This is a genomic window from Sporocytophaga myxococcoides DSM 11118 (genome assembly GCF_000426725.1).
In the GTDB taxonomy this organism is placed as follows: Bacteria; Bacteroidota; Bacteroidia; order Cytophagales; family Cytophagaceae; genus Sporocytophaga; species Sporocytophaga myxococcoides.
The window spans coordinates 37,293-56,036 of the sequence record NZ_AUFX01000014.1 but is presented as its reverse complement, the minus strand read 5'-3'; the positions used below and the strand labels follow the sequence as shown (position 1 = coordinate 56,036).

At 36.5% G+C, this 18,744-nt stretch carries 18 protein-coding genes; 5 read left to right on the top strand and 13 right to left on the bottom strand.

Going from position 1 to position 18,744, the window contains the following annotated elements; genetic code table 11:
• The first annotated feature begins 6 nt into the window (after nucleotides 1-6).
• From K350_RS0117145 to K350_RS0117135, 3 genes are all read left to right on the top strand, one after another.
• Complete coding sequence (locus K350_RS0117145) at nucleotides 7-621, top strand: RNA polymerase sigma factor (protein WP_028980953.1); 615 nt, start codon at nucleotides 7-9, stop codon at nucleotides 619-621.
• A 10-nt stretch (nucleotides 622-631) separates the two neighbouring features.
• Nucleotides 632-1,240, top strand: a complete 609-nt coding sequence (locus tag K350_RS0117140; RefSeq protein ID WP_028980952.1) for a hypothetical protein — start codon at nucleotides 632-634, stop codon at nucleotides 1,238-1,240.
• Between the two features lie 81 nt (nucleotides 1,241-1,321).
• Complete coding sequence (locus K350_RS0117135; RefSeq protein ID WP_028980951.1) at nucleotides 1,322-2,176, top strand: hypothetical protein; 855 nt, start codon at nucleotides 1,322-1,324, stop codon at nucleotides 2,174-2,176.
• A gap of 117 nt (nucleotides 2,177-2,293) precedes the next feature.
• Here K350_RS0117135 and K350_RS0117130 read toward each other — a convergent pair whose 3' ends face one another.
• The 12 genes from K350_RS0117130 to K350_RS0117070 all read right to left on the bottom strand — a co-directional run bounded on the left by K350_RS0117130 (nucleotide 2,294) and on the right by K350_RS0117070 (nucleotide 13,625).
• Nucleotides 2,294-2,734, bottom strand: coding sequence for a carboxymuconolactone decarboxylase family protein (locus K350_RS0117130; protein WP_028980950.1), 441 nt, complete (start codon nucleotides 2,732-2,734; stop codon nucleotides 2,294-2,296).
• A 78-nt stretch (nucleotides 2,735-2,812) separates the two neighbouring features.
• Nucleotides 2,813-3,388, bottom strand: a complete 576-nt coding sequence (locus K350_RS0117125; RefSeq protein ID WP_028980949.1) for a Crp/Fnr family transcriptional regulator — start codon at nucleotides 3,386-3,388, stop codon at nucleotides 2,813-2,815.
• A gap of 24 nt (nucleotides 3,389-3,412) precedes the next feature.
• A complete protein-coding gene (locus K350_RS0117120; RefSeq protein ID WP_028980948.1) occupies nucleotides 3,413-3,979 on the bottom strand; it encodes a Crp/Fnr family transcriptional regulator in 567 nt (188 codons plus the stop codon).
• A 157-nt stretch (nucleotides 3,980-4,136) separates the two neighbouring features.
• The gene (locus tag K350_RS29320) at nucleotides 4,137-5,000 is read right to left on the bottom strand and encodes a HEPN domain-containing protein (protein ID WP_051313248.1); all 864 of its coding nucleotides are present in this window, start codon (nucleotides 4,998-5,000) and stop codon (nucleotides 4,137-4,139) included.
• 1,171 nt (nucleotides 5,001-6,171) lie between these two features.
• Nucleotides 6,172-6,702: a hypothetical protein gene (locus K350_RS0117110; RefSeq protein WP_028980947.1), complete on the bottom strand. Its 531-nt coding sequence runs from the start codon at nucleotides 6,700-6,702 to the stop codon at nucleotides 6,172-6,174.
• 59 nt (nucleotides 6,703-6,761) lie between these two features.
• Nucleotides 6,762-7,010 carry a hypothetical protein gene (locus K350_RS0117105; protein ID WP_028980946.1) on the bottom strand — a complete coding sequence of 83 codons (249 nt, stop codon included), beginning with the start codon at nucleotides 7,008-7,010 and terminating at the stop codon, nucleotides 6,762-6,764.
• Nucleotides 7,011-7,530: 520 nt separating this feature from the next.
• The gene (locus tag K350_RS0117100) at nucleotides 7,531-8,061 is read right to left on the bottom strand and encodes a hypothetical protein (RefSeq protein ID WP_156027078.1); all 531 of its coding nucleotides are present in this window, start codon (nucleotides 8,059-8,061) and stop codon (nucleotides 7,531-7,533) included.
• An 89-nt stretch (nucleotides 8,062-8,150) separates the two neighbouring features.
• Nucleotides 8,151-9,311 carry a WG repeat-containing protein gene (locus tag K350_RS29315; protein ID WP_051313247.1) on the bottom strand — a complete coding sequence of 387 codons (1,161 nt, stop codon included), beginning with the start codon at nucleotides 9,309-9,311 and terminating at the stop codon, nucleotides 8,151-8,153.
• Nucleotides 9,312-9,324: 13 nt separating this feature from the next.
• The gene (locus tag K350_RS0117090; protein ID WP_028980944.1) at nucleotides 9,325-9,678 is read right to left on the bottom strand and encodes an MmcQ/YjbR family DNA-binding protein; all 354 of its coding nucleotides are present in this window, start codon (nucleotides 9,676-9,678) and stop codon (nucleotides 9,325-9,327) included.
• Nucleotides 9,679-9,858, bottom strand: coding sequence for a DUF6728 family protein (locus K350_RS0117085; RefSeq protein ID WP_037576191.1), 180 nt, complete (start codon nucleotides 9,856-9,858; stop codon nucleotides 9,679-9,681).
• A gap of 4 nt (nucleotides 9,859-9,862) precedes the next feature.
• A complete protein-coding gene (gene ispG / locus K350_RS0117080; RefSeq protein WP_051313245.1) occupies nucleotides 9,863-11,872 on the bottom strand; it encodes a (E)-4-hydroxy-3-methylbut-2-enyl-diphosphate synthase in 2,010 nt (669 codons plus the stop codon).
• Between the two features lie 1,042 nt (nucleotides 11,873-12,914).
• The gene (locus K350_RS0117070; protein WP_028980941.1) at nucleotides 12,915-13,625 is read right to left on the bottom strand and encodes an SDR family oxidoreductase; all 711 of its coding nucleotides are present in this window, start codon (nucleotides 13,623-13,625) and stop codon (nucleotides 12,915-12,917) included.
• An 82-nt stretch (nucleotides 13,626-13,707) separates the two neighbouring features.
• Between K350_RS0117070 and K350_RS0117065 the strand changes: the two genes are divergently transcribed.
• Together K350_RS0117065 and K350_RS0117060 are read left to right on the top strand one after the other, a co-directional pair.
• Entirely contained in the window at nucleotides 13,708-14,436 is a 729-nt protein-coding gene (locus K350_RS0117065; RefSeq protein ID WP_028980940.1) for an MlaE family ABC transporter permease, read from the top strand.
• A 3-nt stretch (nucleotides 14,437-14,439) separates the two neighbouring features.
• On the top strand, nucleotides 14,440-15,198 hold the full coding sequence (locus K350_RS0117060) for an ABC transporter ATP-binding protein (RefSeq protein WP_028980939.1): 759 nt from the start codon (nucleotides 14,440-14,442) through the stop codon (nucleotides 15,196-15,198).
• 12 nt (nucleotides 15,199-15,210) lie between these two features.
• On the opposite strand, the gene K350_RS0117055 is transcribed toward K350_RS0117060, so the two are convergent.
• Nucleotides 15,211-18,666, bottom strand: coding sequence for a hypothetical protein (locus K350_RS0117055; protein ID WP_028980938.1), 3,456 nt, complete (start codon nucleotides 18,664-18,666; stop codon nucleotides 15,211-15,213).
• Between the last annotated feature and the right edge of the window lie 78 nt (nucleotides 18,667-18,744).

Here is an 18,744-nt window from a genome sequence, read left to right as displayed (position 1 = left end):
AACAACTTGACTGAGTTAGAAAAAATAATAAAAGGTTGTAAGCAAAAAGATATAAAATATCAGAAGATGCTTTTCAATCTTTACGCAGGCAAAATGAAATATGTTTGCCTGCGCTATCTTTCCAGCAATGAAGATGCGGAAGATGCAGTTCAGGAAGGATTTATTAAAGTATTTGCAAGTATCGACACTTATGAAGCACGGGGAGTATTTGATGGATGGATAAGGAGAATATTTGTAAATATAGCACTGATGGCTTTGCGTGAGAAAAAGAGAAAAAATGAAAATTCTCCTATGAGCACGATTCATGAAGACTTGTGTGCAGATGAAGATCATCCGGTGGAAGAAGAAATCGATTACTCTGATATTAATCCGGATAAAATTGATTTCAACATTATCTTAAAAGCAGATTTTACCCAGGAAGAACTTTTGTCCTGTGTTTCTTCTCTGGACGAAATCTTCAGGGTAATCTTTAACCTGTATTTCATAGACAACTTTAAGCATGCTGAAATTGCCTCCATGTTGCAAATCGATGAAAACACTTCGAGAACGCGATTACTAAGAGCCCGAAAAAAAATTCAGGCCGAACTATATAAAAGAAGTATTAAAAAAGTAAGTCAATAAATTTTCTAAAATGAAAGATTCAGAAGAAAAACAACTAACCCAGTTATTTGAAGGGCTGAGCCAGGCAGAAGCACCTGTTCAAACTTCCTGGGAAGTGCTTTCTGTAAAGCTTGTGAAAAGCTTTTGGAAATTTAGCTGGTCTCATTGGAATGTCTTTTATTTAACCTTTTCAGCTATCATTGCGGCTGGAATTGTCTTATTTCTATTCTACGATACATCTTCATCTTCCCCTCAGGTAATAAAAGAACAAAGGGTTGATTCTCCTTCAACCCAATTCACTAATACAGCAGATGTACAGCTTAGAAAGGACCAAAACCAAATACCAGTAAATTCAGATAATTCTACAATAATACCAGACAGTCATGAGCCGGCTATTGCAAATTCATCATCAAATAATACCAATGATTTTAACAATAATAATAACATATATACTAACGTCGATAAAGCAGACTCTGTAAGTATGATAACAGATACAACTGCTACTCATATCAAGCCACCTGAACAAAAGGTGGTGAAAGAACCATCAGGAAAAAAAATTATTATCTTTGCAGACGATACTGTTGTAACCGTAGTAGATACTATCCGAACAAACAAAAAGCCTAAAAAAAATAAGAGATAAGAAATGTTGAGATTCATTTTTTTATTTTACAGTTTAATTCTTTCTTCATTTCTGTATGCCCAAGGTGACAAACAAACATCAATGGAGTACAAGGTGGATACAATATATAAACCAAATGAACTTGATCCTTCATTGATGGATACCATCATTACCTATAGGAAAGTAAATGTAGTTCGTAAAGAATATTTTATAACACCCTCTCCCATTAAAAGGTCCATAAGTTATAAACTTGGAGGCAGCGCCGGATATGGCCTTGCATTGGTGAACGAGATCCCCTCCGAAAAAATGCATGAAGTAGAATCACGAATCTCTCCCGCCACTTCATTTCATATTCTATTAGAAAGGGAGAACAATAAATGGCTTTGGGGGATTAATGCAGGAATGATTTATCTGAAACAAAAATACCGGTATACTGCTTCAGACCTACAAATAAAGACTTATCAGATTACCAAAAAGGACACGGTTGATATCTATTTCATAGAAAATGAAACCACAGGAATTCCCGAGCCAAAATATGTTATTAAAGAACGTATCATTAATGAATCTGACACTTCTTTTTCTTATACACCTGGCAATTTCACCAATAAAATTCTCTACACGCAAGCCGGATTAAAATTGGGTTATGCTTTTAAATTTAAAAAGTGGTCATTAACTCCAATTGTAAGCTACTCCATTGCCATTCCTTTGAAAGCAGAAGGGGCAACAATTTCGAAGGAAGGTAAATTAAACATATTAAGTAAGAATCAGCTAAAGTCGATTAAGGGTATATTGATCTTCGAAACAAGAGCATCCTATGCATTAAATAAATCTTTGAATGTATTTATATGCGGAAGTTTTTCTCAGAACATAGCTTCTACCTATACGATTGGTAATAATATTAAAAGCAATCGAATAGGACTTGAAACAGGTGTTTTGCTTGAGTTGGCAAGTAAATAAACTGCTTCAATTTTATAGTGGTGGTCAGGTCTTTCTGACACATTATAAAAAAGGAGACGCCATGCATGGCGTCTCTACAAGGGATTTAAAATTACATTACCTCTATCTCTCTTAAAACTATCCGGCCACAGGCATCTGAGTGCTGATAGCGATACGGTTCCAGGCATTGATAATCACAACTGCCATAATTGCCTGAGCAATTAATTCTTCAGAAAAGAAGTTTTTCGCTTTTTTATAAGTTGCGTCTGTTAAACCATGTTGACTTATTAAGGTAATCTCTTCGGTAATGGCCAATAGAACTTTCTCTTCTTCTGAAAATATATCTGTTTCTCTCCAGGCATTTAATAAAAATATGCGTTGACCTGTTTCACCGCTTTTTAAGGCATCCTTTGTATGCATATCGATACAAAAAGCACAGCCATTGATTTGAGAAGCTCTGATTTTAATCAACTCCATTTGAGATTTTGTCAATTGAGTGCTGCCAAGATATCCTGACAAATTATACATTGCTTTCCATGCAGCAGGTTGTACATCCTGAATTTTAATTCGATTTCCCATTTCTCTGAATTTTAAAGTTTTATAAAATAACTACACTACAAAATTCAGGATTGTACAGTCAAAAAAACTTAAGCTGGCTTAAGAAAGTATTTGTTCTTTGAAAAAAGTGAGCTCTTCAGGTGAAACCCCAATATAAGAAGCTAAAATCTGATGTGGAATTCGCTTTATCAATTCCGGATATTGCTTTGTGAAATAACTATAAAAGTCTCTTTTACTTATTGTTGCAAATGTTTTCTGCTTTAGCAAAGATGCTCCATATGCCTTCATATGAATCAAGTTATAATATATTCCCATAAAAGGGTATTCCAGTAACAATCTATCAAATTGTGTTTTACTAATGACCATAACTTCTGTTTCTTCCAAAGAAGTTATACCAAACTGAGCAGAGGAACGCCCCAAAAAAGAGTTATACTCAGTAATCCACCAATTTTCTAAAGCAAAATGAATGGTATGCTGACCGCCTGATTCATCTGTATAATAAAGATGGAGACAACCGGTATTGACAAAATAAAAACTGTCTATTGAGGTTTGTTCAACTATTAAATTGTGACCTTTAGGATATCTTTTCTTTTCAAAATAGCTAAGTACTCCTTTAACCTCGTTTTCAAACGAAGGAACTAGTTTGATAATATGATTGAGTAATTGATCTGCCATATTTAAGTAACTATAATTTTTCTGCTATTTCTTCTTCCGCAATTCACTCAAATATTCCGGAGTAAAACCTAAAAAGGAAGCCAATAACTTCTGAGGTATTCTTTGAATAAATGCTGGATATTTCAAACTAAAAAACTTATAGAATTCGTCTTTGGGTAATCTAAAAAACTTCATTCGGGTCAATGAAGCAGCATAAGCTCTCTCGTAGATAATCCGAAAATATTTTTCTAAACCAGGATGCTTTTCCAGTAATAAATCCCAATCATCTTTATTTATACCCAATACTGTAGTGTTTTCCACGGCCTGAATAGAAAAAGTCGCAATGCCTTTTCTGTTAAAAGCATCTATATCAGTCATCCACCAATTTTCAAGAGCAAATTGGATAGTTTGTTCTGTTCCTTTTTCATCCAAATAAAACATTCGTAAACATCCTTTTGCAACAAAATAAATGCGGGAACACAATTCTCCTTCTGAAAGTATAAGTCTTCTTTTATGTAGCTCAAATGTACCAAACGACTTCGCAATCTCCTCTGTAGCTTCGTTGTTGAGTTTAGTATATTTACTTATATGGTCCAGTAGTACTTCAATCATTTTAAACTTGCTTTTTGGCCAAAACTTTGGTGTATTAAATTAATCATTCTGAAAGAGTTCATAACAGGATCTGTTACAATATAGCATGAAGCTATCGAACTCAATAATATCCTCCTTATATGCAGTTTATAATACATTCCACCATTCCATTAACTCTTTACTCCCCAATCCTCTCCTCACATTTTGTCTTCACCATATCTCGCAACATCTCTACTCTTTCACTCAAATACTCCAGGTCTTCTTTGCTTATCGAAAATGTCTTTTTATATCTGGCATCTATGTAAGCTTTCTTGAGCAGTTTAAATCGTTCATCTTGTTCAGGTGATTGACGAGGAAATACTTTCTTAAAGTCAGCATTTATAGCTTCTACCTGACTGCCGAGTTCTTCTATGTCGTGAATCTTTTCTTTGTATCCTGTGAAGACTAATAACAGAGCAGTATAATATCTTTCTGTTGCCTGATGGAGCTGAAATGCAGCTATTTTATATTTCTCTTTTTCAAAATTGAATCTAAATGTCTCCAAAAAATCATTGGCACTTTCAAACCACAAATCATACTCTTCCTTAGCTCTTGCCTTTACTTTTTCAGGATCAATAAACTCGGGAACGGCTATGGGATAATCAACATTTCTTCCGTTATCATATAGGATGACACCATCTTTCACAACATCTGTAAAAAAATAGCTTCCGTGAGCAAGTTCACTTTTGAGATATCCCCAACTATGCTGAATAAGATTTACAGGAGCAGTAGTATGTAACTGAGCAACATATTTTTCAAGCTCTCTCCACTTATTCGACAAGGCATTATCAAGCTTGGTTTCAGTTATGACAAGAATATCATAGTCACTCTTATATCCATAAAGAATACCATCTTCTGTATACTCATCCTCTACCCAGTTACCACGGGCATATGAGCCAAACAGCAAAACATAATCAGGCTGCATTTGCGCTGCAATATGATCCGTGATGAGCTTTAACTCTTCTCTTTTGTGCTCCGGCAGGTGTTCTAGGCTAGTTTTCAAAATACTGAATTCAATTAATAAACATGAATTTATTAAAAAACTTAAAGATAAATAAGGAAATGGGGTAAAAATGGAGGGAAGGTTTACTGGACAATTCCTGTGGTGTCGGATCTTTCGACACGACACTTTTTAAGAGATAGAGTGTCAGGAAAGACCTGACACAACGAGCAAACGCAGCCAAGCTGGTTATCTAAACCTAGACATCCCAAACTCCCAACCACATACATAACAAAATTATAATTCCTCCAATTATTAAAATTACAGATTTCTTTGCTCTATATAAAGAATAAGAATTACCGTCACATTTATACCTTTTCATAGATGTCGCCAATAAAATGGCGGGTATTATTATTGTCGAAAATGCTACAATAAGCGATATTAAACATTTACTCATAAGAAACTAGATTTTATGTGGTGTCGTGTCTTTCGACCCGACACATTTTATATTACCTCTTGACTAAAAATAAATCTTATAATCAGAAATTGTTAGTCCAGGTTGTTTATTACAGTTATAAAACATAGCGCTTGAATAAGAATATTCTTCAGGTAATTTTACCAGACTCGCTATCCTGACAACTAGACCTAAGATTGTCATCATAGAGCCAGATAACTGGCTGGCGCGCGTTTTCAAAACGCGTGTCCCACTGCACTGTCTTCTACAACAACCCTCATTACTCATATTATTTAAAAAAATAGCCTGCTCCTCCAATAACTGGCTACTTCTATATCTTTTCTCAAACACTCGCATTACAAATGCGAATGCGCTTTATACAACATGCATCTAAACAATCTAAATAGTTCCTCTATCACAGATTTCACGCGATACAATCGCGCGATAGCCCAGTGTTAGGAAAGACCTGACACAACAAGCAAACGCAGCCAAGCTGGTTAAATGGAGTGCTCTTTTGGATTCTTATTTAACCAACTAACAATACTATCCAGTGTGACTTTGCTTTCTTGAGTTAAAATATCTGATCCGTATTCAAACTCAATTATATTGCCTGTATACGTTTCGATTACATTTGGAGAAAAGGGTAACAAGAGGATAAATATAATTAAGTTAATATTTGACATATTGTTTTATTTGGTCATTTCATATCTGTCTATCACAATTAAATTGCGTTACAAACGTAAGACTCGCTGATCTCGATATTAGGAAGCCTTTTCACTCTCATTTCCTTGGCCTGTTATACCATTTATAGCTATGCCAATGTTTCAATCCTTTCCACTCTTCTGAATACTTTTTTTTATCATCTTCGAACTCACCTCCTAAGTCTATAAGAGTCTTTATCAAAGAATTTACGCCATAATATCCGGGGCGATCTAAAATTTCAATGAATTCACACCCGAAGTCGATCTCAATTTCATAAAATCCTACAATGCTAAATCTTATTTCAGCAATATGATTCAAATTCTCCTGCTTCTCTTGAATCTGTTGAAGCATCTCATCCACTTCCTTTCTGTGTTTTCTGGCATAAATGTCAGATAAAGCCCTATACTCAGTAGCAAGATTTGAATATTGCTTTGCATCATGAAAAATTTGGGAAATCATCTGTTCATAAGGCTGATCTATCCTATTAATATTTAATGTTGCAGATATAGTCATCCATAAACCTGTTTGATCAAAAAATCGGGACTGAATCTCTTTAAAAGAAGGTGCTCCGTTTTTAAAGTGAATGAAATAACTTGCATAAGCGGCCATATATTATATTCTTAACTTGTTTGTGGAAAATAACTTCAAATATCAAAGGTGCATTGATTTTAATGCAAACTACTCAATATCATAAAAAGTATACCAGCAATGATAATTGGTACTGTACTGATAAACATTCCAAGCCCGATAGCTTTATAGTTATCGATATAAAACAAATATCCAATAATAGGAACCAATACAATTGAAATGAATATACCTACTCCATGTTCAATCAATTTGGTTAATAATAAACCACCAATTATGATAACAATTGATAATATTACACCTATGAAAAAATGAAAAACTTTGATGAGCATTTTTTTAATTTTTAATTACAGTCTTACACTAGAGAATTTCAAGTAAGACCATCGTAACGTAATCTACTGATTATTCCATTTATAAACCTACCCAAATAGTTATTGAATAAAGCCTGAATGATTAATACAATAGCTAATATGTATAAGTCATAAATAAAATAAGTTACATCCCAAGCACATCCACAAGTTGACTCAACATAATCAGTACGAATACATTCAGAAGTCCTCATGGTTAGATCTCGAACAAATGGATAAATCAATCTAATCGGGTAAATAAAATAAAAAGTCCATTTATATCTGTTTAAAAATTTCAACGACAAGAGTCCGTAAACAACTAAGTTAAATAAGGTAAAAATATTAAAACAAGCATATAGTCATTTTAAGCTAGGCTATAATTTAATTGAATTTTCTGGGGTCTCGGGCCTTTCAACCCGACATGTTTTAAGAGCTATTGTGTCAAGTCGAAAGACCTGACACCAAGGAAAAATCGACAGTCCTGCCATGCGATTAAAGCTTACACCTAAACTCTTTTTCGAATTTCATTAATTGCTTCCTCATTTTCCCATGTAAAATGATTACGAAAAAAGCGTCCTATATCTTCACCTTTTCGTTTGAAAACATAACATTCAAATTCTTTTTCCAACATTACATCTTTTTGAACTTCTGCTTCCAATACTAAATCAGAAAACCTTGAAGTTTTCATATATTTTTTATCTGACAGATCCTTGCTTATAAACTTTACTACTCCTTTCTTCTCATCTATTTCAATCCCTACCAGCACCTTCTGACTTCTTTGATCATAGTATAATATGGTATAAGCAATAAAACATATTACTATGAATACTAAAAGAGAAATGAAGAACTGAGTAATTCCATAGTTCTCCAATCCCTTTAATCCATTCAACCAAAATCCTTTTCTCCCCGACTTACTAACAAAGCCAGCAACAAAAATAACTGATAATATTGCCATCAGTAGCAATCTCCATCTCCATGCTTTGAGTAAAAAGGGAAAGAAACTCTTCTCAAAATATTGCGATTTAAACTGTTGCATTCTTTTAAAGAACTTTTATTATATAAAAAAAAGCCCAAAGCCTTTCTATCTTTAAAAAAACTTTGAGCTTTCTACTTTTAACTTTAAACTTACTTACAATACTTCACACAAGTACCCTTCAAATCTATGAAGGTCGACTTACCATCTTTTACTACCTCTGCCCAACCATTTACAAAGTCATAAGCATAGTCATACTCCGCAGGAATAACAAGCTTTCCTTTGTTGTCTATATAACCATATTTACCACCTTCAATAACGATGGCTCTTTCTTCAGAGAATGGTCTTACAATTCTGTATTTGAATGGAGATACTGTCTCTCCTGTTTTATTCAGTGCGCCCCAGGTTCCGTTCTTTACCACCATCACTACATTACCATCAAAGTCTTCCGCCCAATCATAGATTGGCTTGATCACTTCTGCTCCGGTTTTGTTAATGAAGCCGTATTTGTTGCCGACTTTCACTTTAGCGAGTCCGTCTGTGAAGTCAGATGCCCAATCAAAGTTCAGAGGAATTACTACTGAGCCAGTCTTATCAGCAAAACCCCACTTCTTGTTTTTCTGCACTCTTACCAATCCGTCTGAGAATACAGAAGCCCATTCGTATTCTACTGGTAATATTGTTTTCCCAGTCTTATCAATCATTCCGTAAGCATCGCCTTTCTTAACTATAGCAGCACCTTCCATAAAGTTACCGGCTTCCTGATAAGCATATGGTATTACCACTTTTCCTTTCTGATTGATGTAGCCGAACTTGCCATCTTTACTTACAGCTGCGAGATCATTAGAGAATTCAAATGCATTGCCATATTCAGGAGCGATTACAACTTTTCCTGTTTTGTCAATATATCCGTATCTGCCTTCCTTTTTCACAACTGCCATTCCCTGACTGAAGGATGATGCTTCCGGAAACTCCAATTTGATTTTCACCAAACCAAGTTTATCTATATATCCCCAAGTACCATTTTTCTTTACAGCTGCAAAGCCTTCAGAAAATGAAAGTACAGAATCATACTCCAATACAATTTTGATTTTACCATCCTGATCTATGAAGTAGTTTTTGCTTTGTCTTCTTACCAAAGCTCTGTCTTCTGAAAATGGCACTACCCTGTCGTAAATAGGATTGATCACCACCTGACCAGTTGCTTTATTTTTGTATCCGTATTTATCTCCTTGTTTAAATGGAATCGGTTGAGCGTTGCCAGCAAGTGAAAAAAGCAGTCCAACAGCTAAAAAAAGAGTACTTCTCTTCATTTCTTAAAATTTATCAAAGCTTAGTTAATAATTCTTTCTGAGTTTTGGTAAGGCCTTTTACCACCAGGTCGTAGGATTGGTCTATCAGTCCGCATATGAATTTATCATCCAGTGATCCATCCATGTCTACTGTGTTCCAATGTTTTTTATTCATATGATAACCCGGCTGAATGGCAGGATATGATTCTCTCAATTGCTCTGCCTCTTCAGGATCGCATTTCAGATTCACACCTGCAAAAAGATCTACGTCTGTCAAAGCAAACATTTTGCCCATTACCTTAAATACCAACGTCTCTCCCCCAAAAGGAAACTCTTCTGTGACGCCTTTCTTGGCAAGGCAATACGATCTGAAATCTTCTATATTCACTTATTGTCTGAATAAAGCTCTCCAGATAATTACAATCACACAAATGAGGAACATCAGCATGGCCAGTCTGTTGACGGCATGCATTGCTTTTATGTTGAAGTTCTTCGGACGGTTCGGATCTTTCTTTCTGAAGAAATATCCAAACACTGCTCCCAAAGCAAAATAGTCTTTTAATTTCATGATTCTACTCTAATATTGTTGCGTTTGGCTCAAGCCATTTTCCATCTTCTCTGATCAATTCAATAAGCTCGTCTACTGCATTTTCAGAAGGCACAGATTTCTTGATTACATTTTGTCCTCTGTACAAGGCGATCTTGCCTTTCCCTACTCCTACATAACCGTAATCTGCATCCGCCATTTCACCAGGACCATTTACAATACAGCCCATGATTCCGATCTTGATTCCTTTAAGGTGATCTGTTCTTTTACGGATCATTGCTGTTGTTTCCTGAAGGTCAAAAAGCGTTCTTCCGCAAGATGGACAAGAAATGTATTCCGTCTTCGACATTCTGGTTCTTGCCGCCTGAAGAATTCCGAAAGAAGTAGTATTAAGTGTTTTAAGAAGCTTCAGATGCAGATCCTTGCTCTTTACATTAACAAGTTCTGTACTCAATAAAATTCCGTCACCAAGACCATCGATCAATAATCCGCCGCAGTCTGTTGCTGCATATAACTGCAACTGCTCATCTTCCATAGATGGATATTTTCTCATAATGATCACAGGCACCGGTACCTCATTGATCATCAGTTCGAATATGGCTCTTCTTTGCTCAGGAAGGGCGTGGAGGTTAAATGTATCAATGATCAGAACAGCAGTAAGGTCATCTCGCAGTTTATCCATCACCTCATCGTCAAGGTCTTCTATGGTAAGCTGAATAAAATTCAGCGTTTTATGTTTTGGCTTTGCTGAGAAGTAATCCTTCAACGTGATCAACGGGAATATATTCGTTCTGTCGTCCATTCTCAACCATACAGAGTGGTTCAGGATTTCTTTCAGACCGTTAGGCAGCATGAATGGCACTTTGTTATTTCCTGTATAAATGAAATCTGCACCCTGATCATTCATATTCCATTTATCCAGCAAAGGCATATAAAAATGCCCGATGGATTTTAAATCATCCATTTTCTTGTCAGAGACTTTGCTGAAATCAATGATCACTCTTGGCACATTGCCACCACCGATGTTCATCACTTCCCTTGTATCTCTTCTCTGATACATGTATGGATTGACAGGACTTTCATCATGCGCAATCGGCTTAATCGAATTGTGTCCTGCTCTGATATTGTATCGGTCAACAAGCATTTTGGCAACTGGTGCCTCAAATTCAGGATCTTCAGTAAGAGAAACTCTGACAGTGTCTCCTAGTCCATCTTCCAACAATGTACCGATTCCAACAGCAGATTTTATTCTTCCATCTTCTCCTTCACCTGCTTCCGTTACTCCAAGATGAAGCGGGTAAGGTTTCAGACCTTCTTCATTCAACTTCTGCACCAGAAGGCGATACGCCTGCACCATTACCTGAGTGTTGCTGGCCTTCATGGACAGGACGATATTATAATAGTTTAACTCTTCGCAAATTCTCACAAACTCAAGAGCAGATTCCACCATTCCCAGAGGGGTATCTCCGTAACGGCTTAGGATTCTGTCTGAAAGAGAACCGTGATTCGTACCAACTCTCATAGCAGTTCCATACTCTTTGCAGATATTTACAAGGGGAATGAATTTTTCTCTGATTCTCTCCAGTTCTGCCTGGTAAGAAGTCTCGCTGTACTCGATAGTCTCAAACTTCTTTTTATCAGCATAATTACCCGGGTTGATCCTTACCTTTTCTACAATGCGGGCAGCTAGTTCTGCTGCATTCGGAGTAAAGTGGATGTCAGCAACGATGGGCGCAAAAAATCCTCTGCGGTTCAACTCCTTTTTGATATTTTCCAGGTTCTGGGCTTCCTTCACGCTTGGAGCGGTAATCCGGATGTATTCACATCCTGAGTTGATCATTCGGATGGCCTGTTCTACCGAACCCATAGTATCCATTGTATCGACTGTCGTCATGGATTGGATTCGGATAGGGTTGTTTCCCCCCATCGGGACATCGCCAATATTCACCTCGATAGTTTTTCGACGCGAATACTGGGTCAGATTGTCATTGTATTTGTAAGAACCGGCTTTAATTAAAGGAGCAATTGATCCCATTGAGAGAATGTATGTTTATTTTTTATGATTTTTACCTCATCCTAAATCCTTCTCCTGAAGGAGAAGGACTTGGGGGCGGTGGTTTTATTTAATTTTTATTCTGAAAATTTCTTTCTCGCTCTCTTATAAAGATTCCGTCCTGTGAGACACAGGCCGGGGAGCGGATCTCCAATTTTGAAGCTTTCAACTCAAACTTCCGAGCTCTTTAGCTCAAACCTTCGAGCTTTTTGCTCAAACCTCCGAGCTTCTTATCTCGACCATCCGAGCTTTTGACTCAAATCCCCGAGCTATTAACTTAAACTTCCGAGCTTTTTGCTCAATCCTCCGAGCTTTTTGCTCAAGCTTCCGTGCTTTGAGTTTATATTTTCGAGTTCAGAACTCCAATTTTCGAGTTCAGAACTCCAATTTTCGAGTTCAGAACTCCAATTTTCGAGTTCAGAACTCCAATTTTCGAGTTCAGAACTCCAATTTTCGAGTTCAGAACTCCAATTTTCGAGTTCAGAACTCCAATTTTCGAGTTCAGAACTCCAATTTTCCTTCGCAAGCTCAGGAAAATTATCGCAGCCTATTTCACTCCAAAAAGTCTACTCTTTAAACTTTTTTCTTTAAGCTTTTCGTATTCAGTTTTCGGCTTAAGACAAATATAAAAAATAGTTACCTAACCTTAGGAATTATCCTTCATAGAAAAAGTAAGAATCGAGGTTTAGGATAGACTGGATTAATGGAAGATAATTCTGTCTATCCTCTAATCCCATAAATCCCAGTTCAAAAGTAATAATTGGATAATTTAAATACTATCACGATTTACAATTGTAAAGATTTACAAATGTCACCTATTCAGAATTGTAAACTATCTTCTTGAGCAAGTTAACTAAATCTGACATTTAACCTGTTAATCAATATATTAATAAACAATCCATCCTTCATCTACTTTAATGAATTTACAATTTTAAACAGGTAAAAAGTAAAGGGGAATAACTATCTGATTTCAGATCACTATTCCCCTAAATAAAATTAAAGAAAGATTTACAATCGTAAATTACTATCCAATATCACCTTCCTGAGGGCGTAAAAGAATTTCTTCCACTACTGTATTTTTCGATAAACTGTAGGTTGAAAAGATCGCATCAGCAACATCCTCTGGTTTCATAAAACGTTCATCAGGTAGCCCTGCTCCTTCCCAACTGGAAGTTAATGTCGCTCCAGGCAACACAGCAGTAACTTTAATACCGTATGGTTTCATTTCCTCTCTCAGCACTTTTGTCATTCCATACATAGCAAATTTTGAAATGCAATAAGAACCTCCATTTGTATATGCTGTGATACTTGCAGTGGAGCAAATATTAAAAATATAGCCACTTTTTTCATTGATCATTCGCTGAACAAGACCTCGAGTCAGGTTATAGGCACTATAAAGGTTCGTTTCAATCTGAAATTCAAGAGCTCCTTCTTCTTCCTTGTGTATTTGTCCTGGAAGAAATACGCCGGTATTATTGACGAGTACATCAAATCTTTTAGTTACTTCGTTAATCTTTTTGACAAAAGAAGTCACATCTTCTTTTTTAGATAAATCAGCTTGTACTCCAGTCAATTTGCTACCCGGAAATTTCTTTACAAACTCAGCTTCAAGTGTTTGAAGCTGATCTGCTTTACGTGAACAAGTAATGACATCAAACCCCTCTTCTGCAAATTTGAAAACGATCGCTTTTCCTATTCCCCGGGTCCCGCCAGAGACCACAATAACCTTTTTCATATAATCCAACTTATATTATAATTATGCTTTTTATACTATTTTTTTGAAATATAATTAATTTCGTGGCTAAATTAAGCTTCTGATGAAAAGCTTCGGCAAATACCTTATTTTATTGAGCACTCTTTTAGTAAACCGGGAGCGCTTTAATGTTTATGTTAAAAGAATTGTAGATGAGGCCATTCTCATCGGTATTGATTCTGTATTTATAGTCGTAATTGTCTCCACTTTCATTGGTGCAGTTACCGCGGTTCAGACTGCTTACAATCTCGTTAGCCCACTTATTCCACTTTATATTATCGGAACTATCGTTAGAGACATGACAGTTCTTGAACTGGCACCTACTATCACATGCGTGGTTCTGGCCGGGAAAGTGGGATCCAATATTGCAGGCGGATTGGGAACAATGAGAATCACTGAGCAAGTGGACGCTTTAGAGGTTATGGGAATTAATTCAGCCTCTTACCTAATTCTCCCTAAAATCATTGCTGCTATATTAACCTTTCCTTTACTGGTGATTATGGCAGCCTTCCTATCCATATATGGAGGATACCTTGCAGGTGTACTAACAGGTGTAATCACCGAAAAAGAATATATCTACGGAATTCGTTATCAGTTTTCCGGATACAACATCACCTTTGCAATTATCAAATCATTGGTATTTGCATTTCTAATCTCATCAATTTCATCTTATCAGGGATTCTTTACCAAAGGTGGAGCACTGGAAGTAGGACAATCCAGCACGGAAGCCGTAACAAACAGCTGTATTGCCGTCCTTTGTGCTGATTATCTTCTTGCTCAACTTTTACTTTAAATCATGATTGAAATAAATAATATATCAAAGTCCTTTAATAACAAACAGGTTCTTCTTGATGTCAACGGGCAATTCGAAAAGGGTAAAACCAATCTTATTATCGGAGCCAGTGGTACGGGTAAAAGCGTTTTGCTTAAATGTATAGTTGGGTTGGTAAAACCGGATGAAGGAAGTATTGCTTTTGACGGACGTGATTTTACTCAGGCAGACTCAGAATTAAAGCAATCCATAAGAAGAGAAATAGGAATGCTTTTTCAGGGAAGTGCTCTGTTTGATTCTAAAACCGTGGAGGAAAATGTCATGTTTCCCCTTGACATGCTTACTACTATGAGACGTGACGAAAAGCTGGACAGGGCAAATGAATGTCTTAAAAGAGTGGGCCTGGAAAATGCAAACAAACTGTTTCCATCAGAAATAAGCGGAGGAATGCAAAAAAGAGTGGGGATCGCGAGAGCTATTGTGATGAACTCAAGATACCTTTTTTGTGATGAACCAAATTCTGGTCTTGACCCTCAGACCAGCATTAAGATTGACAACCTGATTAAAGATATTACTGAAGAATATAACACCACCACAGTTGTTGTAACCCATGATATGAACTCTGTACTTGAAATAGGTGAACGTATTATGTTCATTTACAAAGGGCAGAAAATTTGGGAAGGAAGCAATAAAGATATTCTGGACACAGAAGTAAAAGAACTTCAGGATTTTATTTTTGCGAATAAACTGATCAGAGATATGAAAGCGAAGAAAGACAAATAGTCTTTCTTCAAATCAAAACAAGGCAGAAATCTGCATTCTGCCTATATGTACCATTTTATTTTCTCCTGCCTTTCTTCCCTCATAGTTAAAAGATAGTTGCAATCCATTTGCCAGACGTTCCTGCCAATTGAAAGTCCAGGTAAAGTTATTTCCGGGTTGCAAAGCCTCCAGCATTTCATACCCCAATGGAGAATTCATTGTTGTGGATTTAAAATCACTCTTTATATTCAGATATTTAACCACTGCATTGATAGTCCTTTTGGATACCTTGTTAAACCTGACATCCAGACCTGATTCATAGATCAGCACATTTTCTCCCGGAGATTCAGAGAATACGTTCATTTTATTTGTATACCCCAAAAGAGCGGTTAGCCTTAGACTATTCTTAGGCTGATAAGCTGCTTCCGGACTGATCTTGAAAGACTGAATTTCATAATTTCTATTTGCGAGAAAATCTGAATTGTTTTTCTTTAAACCATATCCAGCCTGCATTTTAAAGCTTGAGAAACTGTTGATGTTTACTCTTGAACCAAATTTCAATTCATAGTTTTGTTTACGTTCAAAACCCTGCACTAAAAATTGTTTGTTATCATTGACGAGATAACTCAGGTCCAAACCATATTTGGGATTCGATCTGTTATAAAACAACGTAGAGCGGATAGCTTCCTGGATACTCAGTATATTCTGATCCTCTATGTTATTGCTTACAGGAATGAACCTTCTCATCAAATCACCATCAGTTATTTTTTTATTGACAGTCCAGGAGGAAAAGCTTGAGAACCTGGAGAAAAACTGTTTTACTTTATGGGGATTAGATGCCCATTTCCTTGGAGCACTGGCATCAAGGCGATAGTTGAATGTATTGGTATAAGCTTTTATATATTCATCTGTAGGTACAAAAGTCTTGATAAATTCTCCATTTGGATCATCAAACTTCTTTTCAAAAAACTCATTCAGATCCTGAATTTTATCGCTGTTCAAATCTACCCAAACATGTGTTCCTTGCCCTGTTACAACCGGAATAAAGGCTATCTCTCTTTTTAATTCCCGTCCTGTACCAGTGGTAATAGTCAGTTCGGAACGAATGTGTCTTTGCAATATATCAGAGTTCCAGTCTAGCCTGCCCATTACCGTTTCTTCATTAGGAAGCCTGACACCACTTACCATGTAGTTGTTCAGATACCTGTATGTAGAAACAAGATTTACCTGATTGTTATCATTGATTCTTGCTGAAAGGCCCGCATTAGTAGTCTGAGACTTACTATCCCTGTAAAGTTGCCCGTCTGAATTTCTTTCATTATTACGGACGCTATAATCAACATAGTAGGTAACCTTTGTTGTATCACTGCTTTTAACATACATCTTCAGTTCATCGTAATACATGTTGGAAGCTATAATTCTGCCCGTAGTATCTTTAATGATATTCTTGTCTTCTGTATAGGAAATTCCAGGAACAAAATATTTGGTTGTGTAGAAAGTATTCAGATTAAATCTTCTCCAATTAGCTTCTTTTGAAGCCGTATTGTTATTCATATAAAAGACATTGGACATCAGCTGCAGTTTTCCAAAAGATTTGTTTGCCGATGCTGTATGCTGACTTCCCTTTACATCTCCCCCTCTGTCTCTATGACTGAATTTATAGGTAAATGCATTTGCAGGATCTTTGGCCAAAGACCAGAAAGTGTTGAATATATGATCTGAAGATTTCAGATCTGAATTAGCATTCCAGTCCCTGTCAAAATCTGTTGTTCTGACTCTATCTATGAATGCGAAGTCTTGTTCATCATATTCGTAATCTATTGTTCCGGAAAGCTTGTAGGATGGTAATCCGGAAAAAGTCCTGCCTTTATTGATATAGCCTATCTTGTAGGCTTTTCCTTTATCATCTTCACTATTCAATGGAGAATATAAATTAAGATCACTTTTCGAAAAACCAATCTCACCGAAGACATAATCCGTTTTAGTTATAGCATAACCACCACCAATAGTAGCCATATTCTTCAACTTGGGAGTTACAACCAATAAAACAGGTTCATAAGTACCATTGCCCACTCCAACATACTTATAAACTCTGCCATTTACCGTATTGATGTCCTGCACATAGCTACCAGCACCGGTAGGCACCTGTGTAAAACTCAACTGATACAATGCACTGTCTGGATTTGTGCTATAGGCATAAACAGGATTAGTCTGGGTGCCTATATTTTTATAGAGTACTTTAGTTGTGCTGAACTCAGAGACAGTATCTACTCCTGGAATAAAGGATTTATTGATTGAATCGCCAATCAAACTTAGAAAGTATTTATCCTGATTAGAGAGTTCATAATTGATCGGCTTTTGAGGATTGTCTTTTTCCTGATAAAAATTAAAGTAAACATCAGCCTTCTTGTAAGTTTGATGGTGGCTGGCATTGATGATACTTCTGGAATAGTTTTTATCAGAATACTCAAAGTCAACCCTGATGCGCGAAAACTTTGTAATAAGAATGTTATTGGTAAAAGTGATTTCAGCCTGATTATAATCTATGATATAATCGAAATCAAACCCTCTGGTAAGTAATTTACCATCCAGATAAATCCTTTCAGAGTTGGCCATAATTACAATGAACCTTTCTCCATTGGGACCTCTTAACCTGTAAGGTCCCTGAACTCCTTCCAAAAGCTCATTGGGCAAGCCATAACCAAACTGCATACTGGCAAACTTTCCTTTGGAAAGTGCAGCCCCAACAGAAGTGACCGAAGAACTTGTGGAATCCTTTTTATAAAACAGATCTCCCTGCACACCCTGTACGTTTCTGTAGTACCGCAAGAAATTGGAATTTTTATTTTTCATTACCACATCACCGGCAATGAGAGAGGCGTTTTTGCTTTGAAGTTGAACATACACCTTGTCGAACTCCTGAATCTGCTGAGTATTACCATCTGGCTGAAAAGGTATATTCTGATCCGATATCACAGCTGTGATAGATACATCTTCAGAAAGCTTTCCTTCGAGCTGAAGGTTCAAAACAGAATTTACAAAAACACTCTGATTATTTCCGAAAGATATCCCCCTGCTAATATTACCGGATTTATTCAGACCTGGAGATGAGAATAATTCTTCTTTTGTCTGAGGGGCACCATATTTATAGGTAAAATCTTCCCGATAATAAAGTCCCGAATCATATGTGTTTCGATCTCTTTTATATGCTGGCTTATTAATGCTGAAAGGAAAAATCTGATAACAAATGTATACAGAGTCGGGAGCATTGTCCGATCGCAGCTTTACAGCCTCCCCTTCCGAACTTATGACAGTTCCGGTTGCCGGATAAACGACTCTTAACGATCCGGGAAAAATTGCTGATGAATCCAGCACAAAAGGATCTGACGTGAACTTGATCCACTTGCACCTTTTGTTATCTATTTGACTAAAAGCAGAAGTTGACAGTAAAAAAAAATAAAGTACCAGTATCCTGTATTGATAATTCATTCCACCTGGCTATTCAAATGATGTTTGAGACAAATGAATATACCTTGATGTAAAGTTAACCAAACTTACAAAACTGAT

Coding starts and splice junctions, on each gene's coding strand:
- K350_RS0117130 (WP_028980950.1), bottom strand. CDS start 2,734: ATGGGAAATCGAATTAAAATTCAGGATGTACAACCTGCTGCATGGAAA.
- K350_RS0117055 (WP_028980938.1), bottom strand. CDS start 18,666: ATGAATTATCAATACAGGATACTGGTACTTTATTTTTTTTTACTGTCA.
- K350_RS0117060 (WP_028980939.1), top strand. CDS start 14,440: ATGATTGAAATAAATAATATATCAAAGTCCTTTAATAACAAACAGGTT.
- K350_RS0117070 (WP_028980941.1), bottom strand. CDS start 13,625: ATGAAAAAGGTTATTGTGGTCTCTGGCGGGACCCGGGGAATAGGAAAA.
- K350_RS0117100 (WP_156027078.1), bottom strand. CDS start 8,061: ATGCAACAGTTTAAATCGCAATATTTTGAGAAGAGTTTCTTTCCCTTT.
- K350_RS0117120 (WP_028980948.1), bottom strand. CDS start 3,979: ATGATTGAAGTACTACTGGACCATATAAGTAAATATACTAAACTCAAC.
- K350_RS0117140 (WP_028980952.1), top strand. CDS start 632: ATGAAAGATTCAGAAGAAAAACAACTAACCCAGTTATTTGAAGGGCTG.
- K350_RS0117110 (WP_028980947.1), bottom strand. CDS start 6,702: ATGGCCGCTTATGCAAGTTATTTCATTCACTTTAAAAACGGAGCACCT.
- ispG (WP_051313245.1), bottom strand. CDS start 11,872: ATGGGATCAATTGCTCCTTTAATTAAAGCCGGTTCTTACAAATACAAT.
- K350_RS0117105 (WP_028980946.1), bottom strand. CDS start 7,010: ATGCTCATCAAAGTTTTTCATTTTTTCATAGGTGTAATATTATCAATT.
- K350_RS29315 (WP_051313247.1), bottom strand. CDS start 9,311: ATGAAGAGAAGTACTCTTTTTTTAGCTGTTGGACTGCTTTTTTCACTT.
- K350_RS0117125 (WP_028980949.1), bottom strand. CDS start 3,388: ATGGCAGATCAATTACTCAATCATATTATCAAACTAGTTCCTTCGTTT.
- K350_RS0117085 (WP_037576191.1), bottom strand. CDS start 9,858: ATGAAATTAAAAGACTATTTTGCTTTGGGAGCAGTGTTTGGATATTTC.
- K350_RS0117065 (WP_028980940.1), top strand. CDS start 13,708: ATGAAAAGCTTCGGCAAATACCTTATTTTATTGAGCACTCTTTTAGTA.
- K350_RS0117135 (WP_028980951.1), top strand. CDS start 1,322: ATGGAGTACAAGGTGGATACAATATATAAACCAAATGAACTTGATCCT.